The 18,925-nt window shown below is 42.8% G+C and carries 13 protein-coding genes; 2 read left to right on the plus strand and 11 right to left on the minus strand.

Features of this window, described 5'->3' with window-relative positions; all coding sequences use genetic code 11:
* Positions 1-7: 7 nt before the first annotated feature.
* The 6 genes from AC6I5B_RS12730 to AC6I5B_RS12755 all read right to left on the minus strand — a co-directional run bounded on the left by AC6I5B_RS12730 (position 8) and on the right by AC6I5B_RS12755 (position 9,911).
* Positions 8-577: an indolepyruvate oxidoreductase subunit beta gene (locus tag AC6I5B_RS12730; RefSeq protein WP_004611026.1), complete on the minus strand. Its 570-nt coding sequence runs from the start codon at positions 575-577 to the stop codon at positions 8-10.
* Complete coding sequence (gene iorA, locus AC6I5B_RS12735) at positions 577-2,325, minus strand: indolepyruvate ferredoxin oxidoreductase subunit alpha (RefSeq protein ID WP_071144765.1); 1,749 nt, start codon at positions 2,323-2,325, stop codon at positions 577-579. Before iorA ends, AC6I5B_RS12730 begins: the two co-directional genes overlap by 1 nt.
* Before the next feature lie 10 nt (positions 2,326-2,335).
* A complete protein-coding gene (locus AC6I5B_RS12740; RefSeq protein WP_022251161.1) occupies positions 2,336-3,646 on the minus strand; it encodes a phenylacetate--CoA ligase family protein in 1,311 nt (436 codons plus the stop codon).
* A 149-nt stretch (positions 3,647-3,795) separates the two neighbouring features.
* Positions 3,796-8,271 (minus strand): PolC-type DNA polymerase III, encoded by a 4,476-nt coding sequence (locus AC6I5B_RS12745; protein WP_497773772.1) that lies wholly within the window; start codon positions 8,269-8,271, stop codon positions 3,796-3,798.
* A 15-nt stretch (positions 8,272-8,286) separates the two neighbouring features.
* On the minus strand, positions 8,287-9,342 hold the full coding sequence (ispG, locus tag AC6I5B_RS12750; protein ID WP_497773386.1) for a flavodoxin-dependent (E)-4-hydroxy-3-methylbut-2-enyl-diphosphate synthase: 1,056 nt from the start codon (positions 9,340-9,342) through the stop codon (positions 8,287-8,289).
* 107 nt (positions 9,343-9,449) lie between these two features.
* On the minus strand, positions 9,450-9,911 hold the full coding sequence (locus AC6I5B_RS12755; RefSeq protein ID WP_044986488.1) for a hypothetical protein: 462 nt from the start codon (positions 9,909-9,911) through the stop codon (positions 9,450-9,452).
* A 185-nt stretch (positions 9,912-10,096) separates the two neighbouring features.
* Here AC6I5B_RS12755 and AC6I5B_RS12760 point away from each other — a divergent pair, with 185 nt between their 5' ends.
* Complete coding sequence (locus AC6I5B_RS12760) at positions 10,097-10,456, plus strand: helix-turn-helix domain-containing protein (protein ID WP_004611034.1); 360 nt, start codon at positions 10,097-10,099, stop codon at positions 10,454-10,456.
* Positions 10,457-10,478: 22 nt separating this feature from the next.
* Here AC6I5B_RS12760 and AC6I5B_RS12765 read toward each other — a convergent pair whose 3' ends face one another.
* The 3 genes from AC6I5B_RS12765 to AC6I5B_RS12775 are packed head-to-tail and all read right to left on the minus strand — an operon-like array spanning position 10,479 to position 14,691.
* Positions 10,479-12,125 (minus strand): glycoside hydrolase family 43 protein, encoded by a 1,647-nt coding sequence (locus AC6I5B_RS12765; protein ID WP_022251165.1) that lies wholly within the window; start codon positions 12,123-12,125, stop codon positions 10,479-10,481.
* A gap of 20 nt (positions 12,126-12,145) precedes the next feature.
* On the minus strand, positions 12,146-13,321 hold the full coding sequence (locus tag AC6I5B_RS12770; RefSeq protein ID WP_022251166.1) for a glycoside hydrolase family 5 protein: 1,176 nt from the start codon (positions 13,319-13,321) through the stop codon (positions 12,146-12,148).
* A gap of 11 nt (positions 13,322-13,332) precedes the next feature.
* Positions 13,333-14,691: an MFS transporter gene (locus tag AC6I5B_RS12775; protein ID WP_022251167.1), complete on the minus strand. Its 1,359-nt coding sequence runs from the start codon at positions 14,689-14,691 to the stop codon at positions 13,333-13,335.
* 231 nt (positions 14,692-14,922) lie between these two features.
* On the opposite strand from AC6I5B_RS12775, the gene AC6I5B_RS12780 reads away from it, so the two are divergent.
* Positions 14,923-15,804 (plus strand): AraC family transcriptional regulator, encoded by an 882-nt coding sequence (locus tag AC6I5B_RS12780; protein WP_083382842.1) that lies wholly within the window; start codon positions 14,923-14,925, stop codon positions 15,802-15,804.
* A 48-nt stretch (positions 15,805-15,852) separates the two neighbouring features.
* Here AC6I5B_RS12780 and xylB read toward each other — a convergent pair whose 3' ends face one another.
* Positions 15,853-17,325, minus strand: coding sequence for a xylulokinase (xylB, locus tag AC6I5B_RS12785; RefSeq protein WP_004611040.1), 1,473 nt, complete (start codon positions 17,323-17,325; stop codon positions 15,853-15,855).
* Between the two features lie 99 nt (positions 17,326-17,424).
* On the minus strand, positions 17,425-18,909 hold the full coding sequence (locus tag AC6I5B_RS12790) for an L-fucose/L-arabinose isomerase family protein (RefSeq protein WP_022251171.1): 1,485 nt from the start codon (positions 18,907-18,909) through the stop codon (positions 17,425-17,427).
* Positions 18,910-18,925: the final 16 nt, after the last annotated feature.

Genomic DNA, 18,925 nt, shown 5'->3' on the forward strand with positions numbered 1-18,925 from the left:
ACACCTCCTACAATGTATAGCCGACATCAAATGCCTGCTTGTTTAGTTCCACAGTCTTTGGCGGCACCGTATGCTCGATCACGTCATACCACTGCTCTTTTGTAAAATCCATGTGCTGTGCAGCAATTCCAAGCACGATCATATTAAACACTCTCGGATTGCCAAGCTTTTTTGCTTCCTCTGTCGCATTCACTGTATACACTTTATGTTCTTTCGCCAAATCTTCTAAAATGTGTTCCGGATACTGAGCCGCCCCGATCACAACAGGCATCGGATCAATTCTCCAATCATTGGCAATCAACACACCGTCTTTTTTCAAGAAATGTGCATACCGGAGTGCTTCCAATCGTTCAAATGCGATAATGACATCTGCCTGCCCTTCTTCCACGATCGGCTCCGCAACTTTCTCTCCATAACGCACATATGTCACAACACTTCCGCCTCGCTGCGCCATGCCGTGCACCTCAGAAAGCTTCACATCATATCCGCCCGCAATCGCAAGCCCACCTAAAATCCTGCTCGTGAGAAGTGTTCCCTGACCTCCCACACCTACAATCATAATATTTTTTGTCGTCATTATCTGTCACCTGCCTCCACTAGTTCAATCGCCTCAAATTTACATAATGTCTCACAAAGTCCACATCCGGTGCACATCGTATCGTCGATATGAATCGTTCCGTCCGCATTTCTTGTCATTGCCGGACATCCCGGTTTCATACACATACCGCATTTTTTACACTTGTCTTCATGTGCAATATAAACCGGTTTCTTTGATTTATCCAAAAGAACACATGGTGATTTTGTGATGATGACAGACACCTCGTCTTTTGCCACTTCTTCTTTTACCACTTTTTCTAACTTTTCAATATCAAACGCATTTACTTCCACTACGTTTTTCACACCAATTGCCCTGCAAAGCGCCGGAATATCGATTGCATATGTCGGCTCGCCGAGAAGTGTCTTGCCGGTCGCCGCATGGTCCTGATGCCCGGTCATTCCGGTTGTGGAATTATCAAGAATCATCACGGTTCCTGTCGCTCTATTGTACATCATATTCATAAGTGAATTCACGCCGGTATGTAAAAATGTAGAATCCCCGATCACAGCTACCCAGTTCTTGATATAGTCTTTTCCTTTTGCCTTTTCCATTCCATGAAGACTTGAAATACTTGCTCCCATACAGATTGTTGTGTCCACAACACTAAGTGGTGCAACTGCCCCCAAAGTATAGCAGCCGATGTCTCCTGCCGCATGGATCTTCAACTTATTCAGCACATGGTAAACGCTTCTGTGTGGACATCCTGGACATAAAATCGGAGGTCTTCCCGGGACCTGTGCAGGTGCTTTCACATCTGCCTTTTCTCCGAGAATCGCCTCACGGATCATATTGGCGCTATATTCACCCTGCACTGTAAAAATTTCTTTCCCGATTGCTTTCACCCCCCATGATTTCACCTGTTCTTCAATAACAGGATCCAATTCTTCCACAATGTAGAGTGTCTCCACTTTCTGTGCAAACTCCTCAATCAATTTTTTCGGAAGTGGATTCACCATGCCAAGTTTTAACACAGACACATTTGGAATCGCTTCTTTTACATATTGATACGGAATTCCACTTGTGATAACACCAATTTTTGTATCATTCATCTCCACTTTATTGATCGCCATTGTGTTTGCCGCCTCTGCAAGCTCCAGATTTCGCTTCTCAATCTCAATATGGCGAAGCTTTGCATTGCCCGGCATCATAACATTTTTACGAATATCTTTTTCATACGGCTTATCCTCCGGCTCCACGCGGTCACATAATTCCACCAGCCCCTGCGAATGCGCCAATCTTGTCGTTGTGCGGAAAATAACCGGACGGTCGAAGTTTTCACTGATCTCATATGCAAACTTCATAAACTCTTTTGCTTCCATACTGTCTGATGGCTCCAGCACCGGCACCTGAGCTGCTCTTGCGACCATACGTGTATCCTGTTCATTTTGAGAACTGTAAAGCCCAGGATCATCTGCCACAATCACAACAAGACCGCCGTTGACTCCCATGTAAGAAACTGTATAGAGCGGATCTGCCGCCACATTCAGTCCCACATGTTTCATACATGCCATAGAACGTACCCCTGACACACTTGCTCCAATCGCAACTTCTGTTGCCACCTTTTCATTCGGTGACCACTCCGCATAAATATCATCTTTATATTTTACAAGATTCTCACTGATCTCTGTACTTGGCGTTCCCGGATACGCAGCAGACACTTTTACGCCCGCCTCATATGCTCCACGGGCAATTGCCTCATTGCCGAGCATAATTACTTTTTGATTCATATTTGCCATTTTATAATCCATCCTTTCGTAAATCAGTCACACGCTTTGCTTTCCCTTCAAAACGCTGTAATGTATGTGGTGCTACCAGCTTGATATTCGATGCAAGACCAAGCGCAGATTTTAATTTGCTTTTGATTCTCTGCTCCAACTCACTCAATTTTGCATAACTGTCAAGTAATCTGTCATCGATCAATTCCACGGAAATCGTCATCACATCGAGTCTGTTCTTTCTCTCCACAAGAATCTCATAATGTGGTCCGATCTCCTCAATCTGAAGAAGCACTTCCTCAATCTGTGTCGGAAATACATTGACACCACGAATGACAAGCATATCATCAGAACGTCCAGATAAGTTATCCATCCTGCATGTCGTTCTTCCACATTTGCAAGGTTCATAATGTAATCTCGTCAAATCTTTCGTGCGATAACGAATCATCGGAAGCGCTTCCTTCCCAAGACAAGTGACAACCAGTTCGCCAAGTTCACCCTCCGGCAGCACTTCCCCGGTCTCCGGATCAATGATCTCCGGAATGAACCAGTCTTCATTGATATGTAAGCCATTCAACTCCGTGCATTCTCCTGACACACCAGGTCCACACAGCTCACTCATTCCATAATTTTGTGTACAGACAAATTGGTCTCCCCACACTTTACGCATCTCTTCTCTCATCGGCTCGGTCATCCCTTCGCCTCCAAACAAACCGATCCGAACTTTCAGATCTTTTGCCGGATCAAGTCCTCTTCTTCGAATCTCTTCTCCAAGGTGCAATGCATACGATGGTGTCGCCACCAAAAGTGTCACACCCATATCCTGTAAAAACATAATCTGTTTATTTGTATTTCCCGAGGACATCGGGATCACAGCTGCACCAAGTGTCTCCAAACCTCCGTGCAATCCGAGCGCTCCTGTAAATGTTCCATACCCAAACGCAATCTGACAGACATCATCCTCCGTCGCGCCGCCCATACACGCCACTCGCGCTACATTGTTCAGCCAGATTTCCAAGTCTTTTTTCGTATATCCTACAACAGTCGGTTTCCCAGTCGTCCCGGAACTGGCATGAAATCGAACAAGTTCCTTTTTATCTACCGCAAACAATCCCATCGGATAATGCTCCCGAAAATCTGATTTATTTGTAAATGGCAATTTCTGTAAATCCTTTAATGTCTGAATATCTTCCGGCTTCACGCCCGCTGCATCCATTTTTTCACGATAAGGCGCTACTCTCTCATAAATATATGCAACACTTTCCTTTAATCGCTCTAACTGAATCTTCTCAATCTCGGCTCTTGGCAGTGTCTCTTCCTTCGCCCAAATCATTCCCTCATCCTCCTTTTTCACTGCATTCCTTTAGCAAATCGCTTAATGTTTTTATTATAGCACAATGCTTTTTCAAATTAAAGCATTAATTTATTGCATCGCAAAATTCAAAAAAAGATGCAAATCCTCACGACCTGCATCTTTCTCTATTATGAAAAATCAAACAATGACAATTGATTCGTCTCCGGCAAATCTCCAAACATCCCTAAATCCGCCATGAAATCAATGACGGTCTTACTTACTTTCGTCCGCTGCCTGAAGTCATCTTTTGACAGATATGGACCGTCTGCTGCAGCCATCTCAACCGCATCCGCCGCTTTGTCTCCCATACCCTCAATGCTTGAAAGTGGCGGCATAAGTTTTCCATCGATAATCTGAAATTTCGTTGCCTTTGCTCGATAGATATCAAGTGGCAGGAACTCAAATCCTCTTGCATACATTTCCTGCACGATTTTCATATCCTTCAATGTATCCTGCTCCTTTTTGCTCAGAGAATCACTGCGGCGTTTGTAATCGTTCATATAGAACTCCAGCTTTTCTTTTCCCTGACACATCAGCTCATAAGAAAATGCGCTGGCGCGGATACTGAAATATGCCGCATAGTAGGCAAGTGGATAGTAAACTTTGCAGTAGGCAATGCGAAATGCCATCATGACATAAGCGGCCGCATGCGCTTTCGGGAACATGTACTTAATCTTTTCACATGACCAGATATACCAGTCCGGGATTCCATGCTCAATCATGTCCTTTTTAAACTCCGGCCAGTCTTTACACTTCCCTTTTGCCACAAGACCTTTACGGACACGCTCCATAATCGTAAACGACTCCTCACTGTCCATTCCTTTGTTGATCAGATACGTCATAATATCATCACGGGTACAGATTGCGGTGGAAATCGTCGCCTTACCGCTTTTGATCAATTCCTGCGCATTGTTGAGCCATACGTCCGTTCCATGCGACAGACCGGAAATACGAATCAAATCTGAAAGTGTCTTTGGTTTCGTATCCACCACCATCTGAATAACAAAGTCTGTTCCAAACTCCGGAATTCCGAGACACCCCACCGGACATCCACCGATATCATCCGGCGTAATCCCAAGAGAGCTTGTATCCTGAAACAGTTTCATCACACCCTGATCGTCAAGCGGAATGTCTGTTGCCTTAAACGGTTTTCCCGTGAGTTGTTCCACCAACTCTTCCAGCATCTTGATGATCGTCGGATCATCATGGCCGAGAATATCAAGTTTCAGCAGGTTGTGGTCGATGGAGTGATAATCAAAATGCGTTGTGATAATATCTGTTGTCATATCATTTGCCGGATGCTGCACAGGTGTAAAAGAGTTGATATCCTGACCAAGTGGGAGAACGATAATTCCTCCCGGATGCTGTCCGGTACTTCTTCGGATTCCGGTACATCCCTGTAAAATACGCTCGATCTCGCATTTTCGTTTTCCCTGTCCGTGTTCCTCATAATAATTTTTCACAAATCCATATGCCGTCTTATCTGCCAGTGTACCGATCGTTCCCGCACGGTACGTCTGACCTTCCCCGAAAATAACCTCCGTATATTTGTGAGCATTACTCTGATAATCTCCGGAGAAGTTCAAGTCAATATCAGGTTCTTTATTTCCCTTGAATCCAAGGAAGGTCTCAAACGGAATATCGAACCCATCTTTAACAAGCGGTTTCCCACAGTTCGGACAAAGCTTATCCGGCATATCGTAACCACAGCCCCCCGCATAAGCGCGGACTTCCTCAGACTCAAAATCACTGTAAAAACAATTCGGACAATAATAGTGAGGACTCAACGGATTTACTTCCGTAATTCCTGCCATCGTCGCAGCAAACGACGAACCAACTGAACCACGTGATCCTACGAGGTAACCGTCCTCAACGGATTTCCATACCAGTTTCTGCGCGATGATATACATCACGGCAAATCCATTGGAAATAATCGAGTTCAACTCTCTCTCCAGACGCTCCACTACAATCTCCGGCAGGGGATCGCCATACATGCTGTGCGCTTTGCTGTAACAGATATCCCTTAACATCTGATCCGAATCCTCAATGACCGGCGGACATTTATCCGGACGAACCGGAGAAATCTTTTCAATCATATCTGAGATCTTCACCGTATTTTCAATGACCACCTCATGCGCCTTTTTCGATCCAAGATATGCGAATTCTTCCATCATCTCCTCTGTTGTGCGAAGATAAAGCGGCGGCTGGCTGTCAGCATCGCCGAATCCTTTTCCGGTCATGATGATTCTTCGATAAACCTCATCTTCCGCATCTAAGAAATGCACATCACAGGTTGCCACAACCGGTTTGTGAAACTCCTCCCCCAATTTTACAATTTTGCGGTTAATATCTTTTAAGTCTTCATCGCTTCGAATCTGGCTGTATTTCGGGCTGTCCACCATAAACTGGTTATTGCCGAGCGGCTGGATTTCCAGATAATCATAAAACTCTACCAATCTTGCAATTGTTTCATCCGACTTGTTATTGAGTACCGCCTGATAAAGTTCTCCCGCCTCACAGGCGCTTCCGATCAGCAAACCTTCCCGATAGCGGTTGAACTCACTTTTGGGAATACGCGGTCGTCTTGCATAATATGTCAAATGCGACAATGAAATCAATCGGTATAGGTTTACCCTTCCCACATCATTTTTCGCTAAAATGATTGCATGATACGTCGGCATCTTTTTCACCGCATCCGGATTCGTCGCACCAAATGCATTCACTCCTTTTAATGTCGTGATTTCCCGCTCTTTTAACATCTCGACAAATTTCACAAAAATCTCTGCGGTCGCCCCGGCATCGTCCACAGCACGATGATGATTCTCAAGTGAAATGTTCAATGCTTTCGCCACGATATTCAATTTATATTTGGACAGCGTTGGAAGAAGCACTCTCGCAAGTGCAACCGTATCCACCGACACAAATTCCTGCTCAATATTCAAATTTTTACAGTTCTGCTCAATAAATCCGACATCAAACCCTGCATTGTGCGCCACAAGAGAGGCGTCTCCGACAAATTCCAAAAACTGCGGCAGAATGACATCGATCTTCGGGGCATCCATCACCATAGAGTCATCGATACTTGTAAGCTGCGTGATCTCGAACGGAATCGGAACTTCCGAATTTACAAATGTACTGTACTTATCCGTAATCTTTCCATTCTCCACCTTCACCGCGCCAATCTCAATGATGTGATCTTCCACAGCACTGAATCCGGTCGTCTCGATATCAAACACCACATATGTATCATCGAGTGTCTGATTTCCTGCATGCACTGCGATATCTGTCAGATCATCTACCAGATATGCTTCCACCCCGTAAATCACTTTGAACGGATCATCTTTATCAAGTCCTTCGATAAAATGATTTGCATCCGGGAATGCCTGCACAACACCGTGATCCGTGATTGCAATCGCAGGATGTCCCCAGTCGTGTGCTCGTTTTACAATCTTATTCACATCAGAGACACCATCCATATCACTCATCTTCGTGTGGCAGTGAAGTTCCACCCTTTTCTCTGCACTTGTATCCTTTTTGGTCGTTCGAAAATCCGGAATTTTTTTTATTCCGGCAACAGAACCAATCGTCAGTTCACTGTCGAATTTGTCGATGGTTGTGACACCTTTGATTTTCAAAAACGCTCCCGCTTTCACCTCTCCAAGCAACTCCGGAAGCTGATCATTTCGCACAAACAGTTTTACCATGATCGTATCTGTAAAATCGGTCACTGCAAACATGACAATGGTCTTTTCGTTTCGAATCTCACGTGTATCAAAGCTTGTCACCTGTCCGCGGAATGTGATCTCTCCCATCTCTCCGACCACCTGTGACAGTTCAATCGTCTCATCCTCAAAATCACGTCCATAGATTAGATTCGGATCGTCCGATCTCTTAAGCGGGCGATAAAACTCTTTCTTCTTTGGCATCTCTTTTGCCGGAGCTTTTGTAGATGTTTTCGCTGTCTCCTTGTGTTCTTTCTTTTCTTGTTTTACCTCTTCCTTCGTTTCTTTTGTCTCAAGTTTTGCTGCATTCTCTTCCACAATCGCATTGATCGCCTGCTGAAGCATACGGGCATTGTGCTCCTGCATCTTGCTTGTCTTTGCCTGCTGATATTCCACATGAATTTGAATCGGAACATGGCACCGTTCCTCGAACACTTCATTCAACAAACCTACAATCGAGTCCTGCTTTCCCTGCGCCACAATTGTGTCATCCAGCTTAAGATACAGATGGTTTTCGTTTTCAAAATGATACTTCGCATTCAGGAACATATTGTGCTCGACAACACTTCGTTCTTTCAATTCCAGCAAAATACTTTCCCTGTACTCATTCATCAGATTTTCCGGTGTATACTGACCGGACAACTGATAATCCTCATAAATCCTGATCCGAATCCGGTTTCGCCCAAATAACTGTTCTTTAATCATTGTTTCCATCTTATAAATCCAGCTCTTCGCAAGCAGATGCGTACTGAATAAATGGACGTGCAGGTAGTCTCTGTCTGAATTTGTCGTAACTTTCGTCACTTCCACATTTTCAAACAGTACTTTACAATCACTATTTACTTTTAAAGTCGGAAACACATCAAAGAATTGCTTTGTCATCATATTTCTCCATCTCTATTTTCCCCAGTTTAATAATTCATTCCGAAGAGTATCTAAAAGTTCCTCTTCCTTTACTTTTTTCACAATTTCACCTTTCTTGATCAAAAGTCCTTCCCCGATTCCACCGGCGATTCCGATATCTGCCTCTTTTGCTTCTCCCGGTCCGTTCACAACGCATCCCATCACCGCTACCTTGATGTCAAGCGGGATATCTGCGACCATATTCTCCACCTGATTCGCAAGTCCGATAAGGTCAATCTTTGTTCTTCCGCAAGTCGGGCAGGACACTACTTCTATTCCACCTTTGCGAAGCCCCAGTGTCTTTAAGATGAGTTTTGCTGATTTGATCTCTTCGAGCGGATCTCCTGTCAGAGATACGCGGATCGTATCTCCAATTCCTTCATACAGGATAATGCCAAGCCCGACTGAGGATTTGATATTTCCAGATAAAATTGTTCCGGATTCCGTAATTCCAACATGAAGCGGATATGGGCACTGCTCTGCAATCAATTCATGTGCTTTTACACACATCATCACATCAGAAGATTTGATACTGACCACTAAATTGTCATACCCCATCTCCTCGATCATACGCACCTTATCCAACGCACTCTCCACAATGCCCTCGGCCGTCACACCACCGTATTTTTCCACGAGATGTTTCTCCAATGATCCACTGTTCACCCCCACACGGATAGGCACATTGTATTCTTTTGCTTTTTCCACAACCTCACGCACTCTCGACACATCTCCGATATTTCCCGGATTAATACGGATCTTATCTGCTCCATGTTCGATTGCTGCGATTGCCAAACGATAATCAAAATGAATATCTGCAACAAGCGGAATATGAATTCTTTTTTTTATCTCTGTGAGTGCTTCCGCCGCCTCCATCGTAGGCACAGCGCAGCGGATAATGTCGCATCCTGCTGCCTCCAATGCCAATATCTGGGCAACTGTCGCCTCCACATCCTCTGTCTTTGTATTTGTCATAGACTGAATGGCAATCGGATTTCCTCCGCCAATCTTGCAATTCCCAATCTGAACTACCTTTGTCTCTTCTCGTCTCATATTTTCTCCTTTCATACTCAGGGAGAACATAAACTCTCCCCAATTCCACTAATAAGCAAAGAGTCTGACATGTCAGACTCTTTGCTTATTCTTGCCTCTATCTTCTGCTACTGTCTTGTAAATACAAGCTGATCCCCATATTCACGCTCTGCAAGTACCAGCACATTCTGTTCAATGCTATAATCAAACGTAGATAAAATCTCGCCAAGCGATGCTTTCAAACCTTCTGCAGTCACCTGACCATCCGATTTGTCCGCCGCCTTCTGCAGAGCTGCCTCATCTACCTTGATCGTAATCGTCTTTGCATCTTTGTCAAGCACATAATCCATCTTTACTTTTATGCCTGTTCCTTCATCGGCAGAATCTAAATTTACGGTCAAATCATTATTTCCCTGAAAAATCAGCGTCATGCTGTTCTCTTCTGATTCCCATCTCCCGTCTAATGGATTGCCCGTAAAAAGTCTTGTAATAAAAAAGACAACAACCAATACAATAACTACGGATGCGATGCCTGTCACAAAACGCCACATTTTACTTCTTTTTTCTTCATCGTTTTTTGCTATCATCATGTCTATCATTCCCCTCAACTTTATTGCATACCTAAATTATACGGAGTTTGTGTTTTTATGTCAACGCCCTATTTTTTGTTCCGTTTTTTAACTGTTTTCCTTTGTCTTGTTGAGAATCAGCACTTTTTCACTTTTTACAGAATAGTACTGATAAAATAGAAAAACAAAGACAAGGAGGACGATATATGAATTTCGGGAATAACTTAAAAGACTTGCGCGAAACACGGAATGTTACCCAAGGTCAGCTGGCTGAATACTTACAAGTATCTCGTCCTACTATTGCAGGTTATGAAACAAAAAGTCGTCAACCTGATTTTGAAAAACTAGAGAAACTTGCAAATTACTTTCATGTATCCATCGACTATCTGGTCTCCGGCTCAGAGACCACGAGCACAGATATCCCTCTAAAAAAAGAGCCGAACGAAAAATCACTGGATCGTGATGTGGCTATGGCTTATCAGAAACTATCACTCGAATCCAAACAGGATGTCCTAAAATATATCGAATTGCTTCAGTTGCGTGATGATGTTCAAAATGTAGAATAAGGAATGTGCGAAAGCACATTCCTTATTCTACATTTCTGCTCTCATCTGCAAGATATTCAAAAAAATCAAAATCTGCATAATGCTTATGCAATACCCTGTCAGCACAAGTCATTCCGACGAATGTCCCTGTAAATTCCCCATATTTGCAATACTCATCCGAATATTTTGTCGTGTCAAAAACCCTGCCTATTCGCTCATACTGTTCTCCATCATAGCTCCACTCAAACCAAGATTCTCTTCCCTGTACATAGAGCCGCAAGTAAATCGGTCTGTCTTCCACCGGAATCCTGGTGTTTAAAAATTCTGTCTTTTCTCCATTTTCCAGTTGAATAATAGAAAGCGCACTCTGTCCAAGTGTCTCACTGTAATATTTTCTCAGATTTACATAGTTCATATTGTCATAATACATGATCAGTCCGGCGCTATGCTGATGAATCTCTGGAGTAAATTCCATCTTGGTCGTTACCCTCGCATACACACTTGTCAACTTTCTTGCCAAGATACTTACTTTATTCAGAGACGTGCGCGATTCCTGTCCCCTGATTCTCACATACCCTTTCCGTGCCGTCACATCTGCAAAACGCTGCGGCATAATGCGCGGGGCATAATAAAAATTGCCCAATTCTTCTCCATCAAAATCATCAAACGCAGGAATTGCCGGAAGTTCTTGCTCAGGCAGTGTGCTCTCTTCCACCTCAATCTTGGCAAGATTGGTTCCATCTGCCATGCGAAGCCATCCATCTTTCGTCCATTTCATTTTCTGGATTGCAGTCTCACGTCCAAGTGTACAGCGAAGTTCCGGCACAAACGGTCTCGCACAAAGATGTACCAGATACACTTCCCCTGTCGGCAATTCCACATAACTTCCATGCCCTGATTTTTGCAAAACAGAATCCGGATTGAAATATTTTGGCTTTAAATGATCCGGGTCTTTTCTCTCATTGGATTCTCCCGGCACACTTGTCACAATCGGGTTCATCGGATCTTTTTCATACGGTCCCCATACATTTTTAGCACGTCCCATCGTCACACAGTGATTATACCCCGTACCGCCCTCGGCACACATAATATAATAGTATTCTCCTCTCTTTGTCAGATGCGGCGCCTCAATACATCCCCTGTCTGTTCCGCCTCGCCAAAGTGGTTTTGGATATCCAACAATCTCTTCTTTTTCTGGATCATACTCAACAATACAGATAAATCCTGGTTTTTCATACCCTTCTCTTGTCTCCCATTCCAAAGAGACAATATATTTCTTTCCGTCATCATCATGCAGGATTGAAGCATCAAATCCTGATGAATGCAGATATACAGGCTTGCTCCACGGTCCTTTGATGTCTTTTGATTTCACCAAAAAATTATCTACATCAAAGTATCTCGCATTCATAGAATTCATCACACCGTATACAACATAGAACATATCTTCCTCTTCACAATAAGTCAGACACGGCGCCCATATTCCTTTTGCACTCGGCAATTTTTTCAAGTCAACCGCCTCATCATCAGTCAAAATATGTGTATATAATTCCCAGTGTTTCAAATCTTTTGAATGATAAACCGGAATTCCCGGGAACCATTCAAACGTAGACACTGCCAGATAGTAATCATCCCCTTTTCTGCAAATACATGGATCGGGATTGAATCCCGGAAGTATCGGATTTAAAATCATAGTTTTTTCCCCCTTTTTTGTTAATTCTTCTTTTGCGTCGGAAACCATTTAAAATCGACACACCGCCCTAAATCCCAGCTATCCCAGCCAAGCCATCCGTTTTCATTTACCGTGTCCGTCAAAAGCTTATAACTCCAGTAAAAGTATCCGCTTCCCTTTTGCCATGCCTGAAGCTGTGCATCAGCGACAGCCCGATAGATTTCGTTCTTTTCATCTAAAGTCAATCGTTCCTCTTTTGCACCGTCCACGCCGTTTAACACACTCTGACCGCCTTTTGTGTCACATCCGCATGCAAGAGAATTGAACAGACACCACTCTCCACAGATAACCGGGAAATATTTCTCCATCTCCTCAATTTCTTTTTCATAATGTTCTTTCACAAAGCATGTGTATCCTTCTATCGTCTGTTCGCATCCAGCTGCCTCTGCCATCATCAGATACTGATGTGTATCCAGCACAACATCTACATATTTTTCTTCCCGCATAAAATCTTTCCACGCTGTAAGCACAAATCCGTCGTGAATGACAACATATTTTTCTTTTGGCATATATTTTCGTATGCGGTCATACGCTTCCTGATAAAATATCCTTAAAAACGCAAGTGTATTCGGTCCGGAGCCGGCCGCCATCTCCTTGTCGACTGCCGGATAACGGTTTGGGACATCAAACAGCTCCCACACACTTTCTGTGATTGGTTCATTCAGCACTTCAATACCCCACAGCCCCTTTCTTTTGCCGTAACGCTTTGCCAGCCGTTCAAGCACTGTCAGCACAAATTCTACTTCTTCCGGATTTTTAGACCATTTGCACACTCCGCAAATACCTCCGTTGTCAAAGCCATTTTGTCCCTCCGGTGCAGTGTGCAGATCTATCAATATCTGCAATCCATACTTTTCTGCCCAGTTAAATGCCTTATCCAGTTCTTCTACGCACCCGATAAACGGTTCTCTGTCTCCAAATATAAAGTATGGCACCGGAATTCGCACAGCCTCCATTCCCATTGCTTTGATTGCCACAAAATCACGCTCCGAAATATATTCTGCACGATGCACCTTGATTCGTGCCTCATATACCTCTTTTGAGAGTTGTCTTGGAAGGTAATACTCATCCTCTGCTGTTGTTCCTGCAAACAGCGCCGGACTCATCCATTTCTCCAGCACAAGCCAGTTTCCTAAATTTACACCTTTGATATACATTTCCATTCCTCCTATTTTTCCGCGCGTTTTTTCAAGTCCGCAATAATTCCGTCAAATTCCCTGTCTAAGTGATAAAATTTCATGATAATCAGCCCCAGTATATAGACAACAATCGGAATCCACACAAAGCAGATTTCAATGGAAAACAGCGCTGATGCAGACTGTACCGCTTTTTCTCCCGCATAGCCTCCGACTTCCAGGATCAATCCAAGCAACGCCGAACCAACACCATTTCCAATCTTATATCCAAAACTACATGCACTGTTCACAAGCCCTTCTGTTCGGTATCCTGTCTTCCACTCGCCATAATCAATCGTGTCAGATACCATCGCCCACATGGTTGCTCCTCCACATGCATTTCCAATACCACGGATCACACTGGAGACGATGATAATCGCAAGCGAGCCGCCTGAAAAATTCAGCACGAGCATCCCGATAATGTCAAACACAAGGCCGATTGCAAATACATTTCTCTTTCCAAACCGTTTTACAAGCATCGCGATAAAGAACATTCCGCAAATTTGTACAATATTGAAAATTCCGTTGATTGTCCCAACCAGATTTTTGTCCCCTAAAATATCTTTCGCATAGTAAACCGTAGAACCTCCATTTACAGAATACATAAGGAAAAATAATGCAAGCATTCCAGTCATCATCATCCAGTATTTGTTCTTGAACAACGCCTTTACGCCTTCTTTAAACGGAACCTCATCCACAGCTGACTCCGCAGCTCCCACACGCTCTTTTGTTCCAAAGAACGTAAATAAAAATGCTATGATCGCAATCACACCGAACACACAGAATGTTTTTGTCCATGCTGACGCATTATTTCCAAAATATTCTACAAGCCGTAATGTAAATGTGTTGATCAGCAACGTTCCTGCTGTTGCAAGCAGATTTCGGAAAATACTCAACACTGACCGTTCATACGGATCCTGTGTCATCAGCGCATTGAGCGCAGAGTACGGAACATTGATCGCAGTGTAAATAATCGTTGACACAAGATTATACGTGATAAATACATAAACCAGTTTTGGTGTAGATGTCCACGATGTCGGCACAGAAAACAGCAATACTCCAGATATCGCAAACGGAATACACATACGCAGTATCCAGGATCTCGCCTTCCCAAACCGGGATTTTGTCCGGTCTACAACGACACCCATGATGATATCACTGATACCATCAAAAATTCTTGACACCATCATAATCGTTCCCACTGCCAATGCATTTACTCCTGCATAATCGGTATAATAAAATACAAGAAATGCTGACATTGCCGTATAGATGATATTGCATCCAAAATCTCCACATCCATAGGAAAAACGTTCGACGATTTTTCCCATACTTAACTTTGCCTTCTTATTCATCTTTTGATTCCTCACCTTTCTTCTTTTCAGGTATATTTTTACTTTTTAAAAACATTATTTTTGAATCAAACGTTTGTGCACATCTGTTTTTCTTCATTTTTTCTACCTTCTATGCTTATATAGTATCACATTTCTCCCTTGTTCAGTAGGTCTTAAAAAATCTAAAAAAGCGGTCGATATTCTCTTTTTTATATTGTATAATGAGATAAATAAGAAAGAGGTGCATATGACATGAAGGATAACAATTTGGAAAACACTCAGAAAATTTCACATTTATACGAGATTATCGACGTCCCGCAGGCAACCGGTGTAATGTTCCGCACTTCCGTGGACGAGGGAAGCTACATCCCGACGCACTGGCACCGTGCTGTCGAGATCATCTATCTTCTTGAAGGAAAATTGGAAGTAACAATCGAATCTCAGACATTTTTGATGCAGGCCGACGATTGTACACTTATCAATGCAAATATTATGCATTCGACAAAGTGCACACAGCCCAACACTGCTATTTTGTTGCAGATTCCGGTAGAATTTATGGAAATCTACATTTCAAATATTCAACAGTTATTTTTCCTATTGGATGAAAACAGCTCTGATCTGGTGCGTCAGACAAAAATGGCACGGTTTAAAGAGACTCTGACACAGATGCAGATTGCAAATGACATCCGGCCAGAGGGATTTATTCTGCGTTTTAACAGTCTGCTGTTTGAGTTGCTGTTCCAGCTGTTACACAATTTCAGCATCCAGCTTTTTCCATCAGATCTCAGTCAGAAGAACAAAGACCGTGACCGGCTGGATTTGATCTTAAACTATGTGTCCAAGCACTATGCTCAACCGATCTCACTGAAAGAAATCGCGTGTATAGCCTGTTTACAGACCGGGTATTTTTGCCGATTTTTCAAAAAACATATGGGAATTACTTTCTTAGAATATCAAAATGAGCTGCGCCTTTCTCACATTTACCGTGACCTGATCACAACAGACGACGCGATTCATTTGATTTTAGAACGACACGGATTTACAAATTATAAATTATTCCGCAGAATGTTTCACGAACATTTTGGAGATACGCCGCTGCGGATTCGTAACAAGCACAAATCGCAGCAAAATTAACCTTTTAAAGCAGCAAAAGAAGAGCTTTTTTCAGCTCTTCTCTTTTTCCTATTTCGCTAATTCCTGAAATAATCCTTTCATTGCCGGATAAATTTTTCTAAAATTCTGATAGCGCTCTTCATATTTTGCGACAAGCTCCTGAGACGGTTCCACTGTATCAACTACTTTGACCAATTTTTCTGTCGCTGCCTCTACGCTTTCATACGCTCCACAGCCGACTGCCGCAAGTATTGCCGCTCCATATCCTGGTCCTTCCTCGCTTTCAATAACATCCACTTTCAGATTCATTACATTTGCAATAATCTTTTTCCAAAGTGGGCTCTTTGCCCCGCCTCCGCAAATTTTTGTACGTTCAATCTGAATTCCAAGGCTTCTCGCCACCTCTAATGAGTCGCGAAGTCCAAATGCCACACCTTCTAAAACAGCCTGTGTCATCTCTTCACGTGTCGTGTCCATTGTCATTCCTACAAATGCAGCCCTCGCCAGCGGATCATTATGCGGTGAACGTTCTCCCATCAGATATGGTAGATAGAACACCTGATTTTCACCTAATTTTGTAATATTTTCCTGCTCTTTTTCATATTCTTTTGTCTGCAGAATCTCATCCATCCACCACTTATTGCAGGATGCTGCACTGAGCATGCAGCCCATCAAATGATAATAGCCATCTGCGTGGTCAAACGAATGTAAAGCATTATTTTCATCTACTCCAAACTGTTTACTGGAAATAAAAATTGTTCCGGATGTGCCAAGTGAAAGATTACATCTTCCATCTCCAACTGTTCCTGTTCCGACAGCCGCAGCAGCATTATCCCCTGCTCCCGCAATAACTTTTACTGTCTTAGAAAGTCCTAACTCTTCTGCAATTTCTTGCTTTAAACTTCCGACCACCTCATAGCTTTCGAACAGTTTTGGAAGCTGCTCCTCTCTGATTCCGCAGATGTCTATCATTTCTTGTGACCAACATTTATTTTGGACATCTAACAGTAACATGCCGGAAGCATCTGAATAATCCGTACAAAATGTTCCAGATAATTTGTATGCCAAATAATCTTTCGGAAGCATAATTTTATTTATTTTTGCAAATAGTTCCGGCTCATTTTCCTTCATCCAAAGAATCTTCGGCGCTGTAAATCCTGCAAACGCAATGTTCGCTGTGTATTTCGAAAGCGTTTCCTTCCCAATCACCGTATTCAGGTAATCTGTCTCTTTTGTTGTTCTCCCGTCATTCCATAGAATCGCCGGACGAATGACCTCATCCTCATCATCAAGCACCACAAGCCCATGCATCTGTCCACCAAAGCTGATTCCCTGCACCTGACTTTTGTCACAGTCCTTTGTCAATTCCCTGATTCCTTCCATTGACTTTTCAAACCAGTCTTTTGGGTTTTGTTCCGACCATCCTGGATTCGGAAACGAAAGCGGATACTCCTTTGATACGATGTTTTTTATCTTTCCATTTTCATCCATTAAAAGCAATTTTACTGCTGAAGTTCCTAAATCTACACCTATGTATAACATACACTTACTCCTCTATATATTGTGTTTTATTCAAAAAGGGACAGGGCATTTTTCAATTGGGGACGTAGTAAAATTCAATTTTACTACGTCCCCAATTCATTAGCGCCACGGATTTTCTGTTGGATAACGAACCTCTTTCGGCTGATTATATCCGATCTCATCCACTGGCACTCCAATGTATTTAAACACTTCAAACAATGCCTTTCCAAAGTTTCCAAATGCAACTGCTCCGTGATGTGGGAAATTCTTTTCAATCAATACATGGCGGTAAAATCTTCCCATCTCAGGAATTGCAAAAATACCGATTGCACCGAAGGAACGTGTTGCCACCGGAAGCACTTCTCCCTGTGCAATATAAGCACGTAGTTTGTTGTCAGATGTGCTCTGCAATCTGAAGAATGTAATATCTCCAGGCATGATATCTCCTTCCAATGTTCCCTGTGTCACTTCTTCCGGAAGTGCTCTTGCCATAATAAGCTGATGTTTCATCTCGCAGAATGACAATTTAGATGCCGCTGTATTTCCGCAGTGGAATCCCATAAATGTATCTTTCTGTGTATAATTGAATTTTCCTTCAATATCTTCTTTATATAAATCTGTCGGAACATTATTGTTGATATCAAGTAATGTCACTGTGTCTTCACTTACAACCGTTCCGATAAATTCACTCAGCGCTCCATAAATATCCACTTCGCAGGATACCGGAATTCCCTGTGCTGTCAGACGGCTATTGACATAACATGGCACAAATCCAAACTGTGTCTGGAATGCCGGCCAGCATTTTCCGGCGATTGCCACATATTCTCTATAGCCTCGGTGTTCTTCCACCCAATCTTTCAATGTCAATTCATACTGTGCTAATTTTGCAAGAATCTCAGGCTTTTTGTTTCCTGCTCCTAATTCTTCTTCCATCTCTTTTACAATTGCCGGAATTCTTTCGTCTCCTGCATGTTTATGGAATGCTTCAAACAAATCCAGCTCTGAGTTTTCCTCAATCTCAACACCTAAATTGTAAAGTTGTTGAATTGGTGCATTACAAGCAAGGAAGTTCAATGGACGTGGTCCAAAGCTGATAATTTTTAAGCTGTTTAGTCCAATGATTGCTTTTGCGATCGGACGGAATTCGTAAATCATATCCGCACACTCTTCGGCTGTTTCAACCGGATATTCCGGAATATATGCTTTTACGTTGCGAAGCTTTAAGTTATAGCTTGCATTTAACATACCGCAATACGCATCTCCACGCCCTTGAATCAGATTGTCTCCTGTCTCCTCCGCTGCTGCGATAAACATTTTTGGTCCGTCAAAATGTTTTGCAAGCAATGTTTCTGCAATCTCTGGTCCAAAGTTTCCAAGATATACAACTAACGCATTACATCCTGCTTTTTTGATATCTTCTAATGCCTGTACCATATGAATTTCACTTTCTACAATACAAATCGGACATTCATAAATTTCTGCATCTCCATATTTTTCTGTATAAGCTTTCATAAGAGCTGCTCTTCTGTTTACTGATAAACTTTCTGGAAAACAGTCTCTGCTGACTGCCACCACACCGATTTTTAATTTTGGCATATTGTTCATGATTCTTCCTCCATTT

The organism is Faecalimonas nexilis (assembly GCF_059731825.1).

Excerpts from the sequence above, each read along its gene's own strand:
- AC6I5B_RS12730 (WP_004611026.1), bottom strand. The coding sequence starts at position 577 with ATGACGACAAAAAATATTATGATTGTAGGTGTGGGAGGTCAGGGAACA.
- iorA (WP_071144765.1), bottom strand. The coding sequence starts at position 2,325 with ATGAATCAAAAAGTAATTATGCTCGGCAATGAGGCAATTGCCCGTGGA.
- AC6I5B_RS12740 (WP_022251161.1), bottom strand. The coding sequence starts at position 3,646 with ATGATTTGGGCGAAGGAAGAGACACTGCCAAGAGCCGAGATTGAGAAG.
- AC6I5B_RS12745 (WP_497773772.1), bottom strand. The coding sequence starts at position 8,271 with ATGACAAAGCAATTCTTTGATGTGTTTCCGACTTTAAAAGTAAATAGT.
- ispG (WP_497773386.1), bottom strand. The coding sequence starts at position 9,342 with ATGAGACGAGAAGAGACAAAGGTAGTTCAGATTGGGAATTGCAAGATT.
- AC6I5B_RS12755 (WP_044986488.1), bottom strand. The coding sequence starts at position 9,911 with ATGATGATAGCAAAAAACGATGAAGAAAAAAGAAGTAAAATGTGGCGT.
- AC6I5B_RS12760 (WP_004611034.1), top strand. The coding sequence starts at position 10,097 with ATGAATTTCGGGAATAACTTAAAAGACTTGCGCGAAACACGGAATGTT.
- AC6I5B_RS12765 (WP_022251165.1), bottom strand. The coding sequence starts at position 12,125 with ATGATTTTAAATCCGATACTTCCGGGATTCAATCCCGATCCATGTATT.
- AC6I5B_RS12770 (WP_022251166.1), bottom strand. The coding sequence starts at position 13,321 with ATGTATATCAAAGGTGTAAATTTAGGAAACTGGCTTGTGCTGGAGAAA.
- AC6I5B_RS12775 (WP_022251167.1), bottom strand. The coding sequence starts at position 14,691 with ATGAATAAGAAGGCAAAGTTAAGTATGGGAAAAATCGTCGAACGTTTT.
- AC6I5B_RS12780 (WP_083382842.1), top strand. The coding sequence starts at position 14,923 with ATGAAGGATAACAATTTGGAAAACACTCAGAAAATTTCACATTTATAC.
- xylB (WP_004611040.1), bottom strand. The coding sequence starts at position 17,325 with ATGTTATACATAGGTGTAGATTTAGGAACTTCAGCAGTAAAATTGCTT.
- AC6I5B_RS12790 (WP_022251171.1), bottom strand. The coding sequence starts at position 18,909 with ATGAACAATATGCCAAAATTAAAAATCGGTGTGGTGGCAGTCAGCAGA.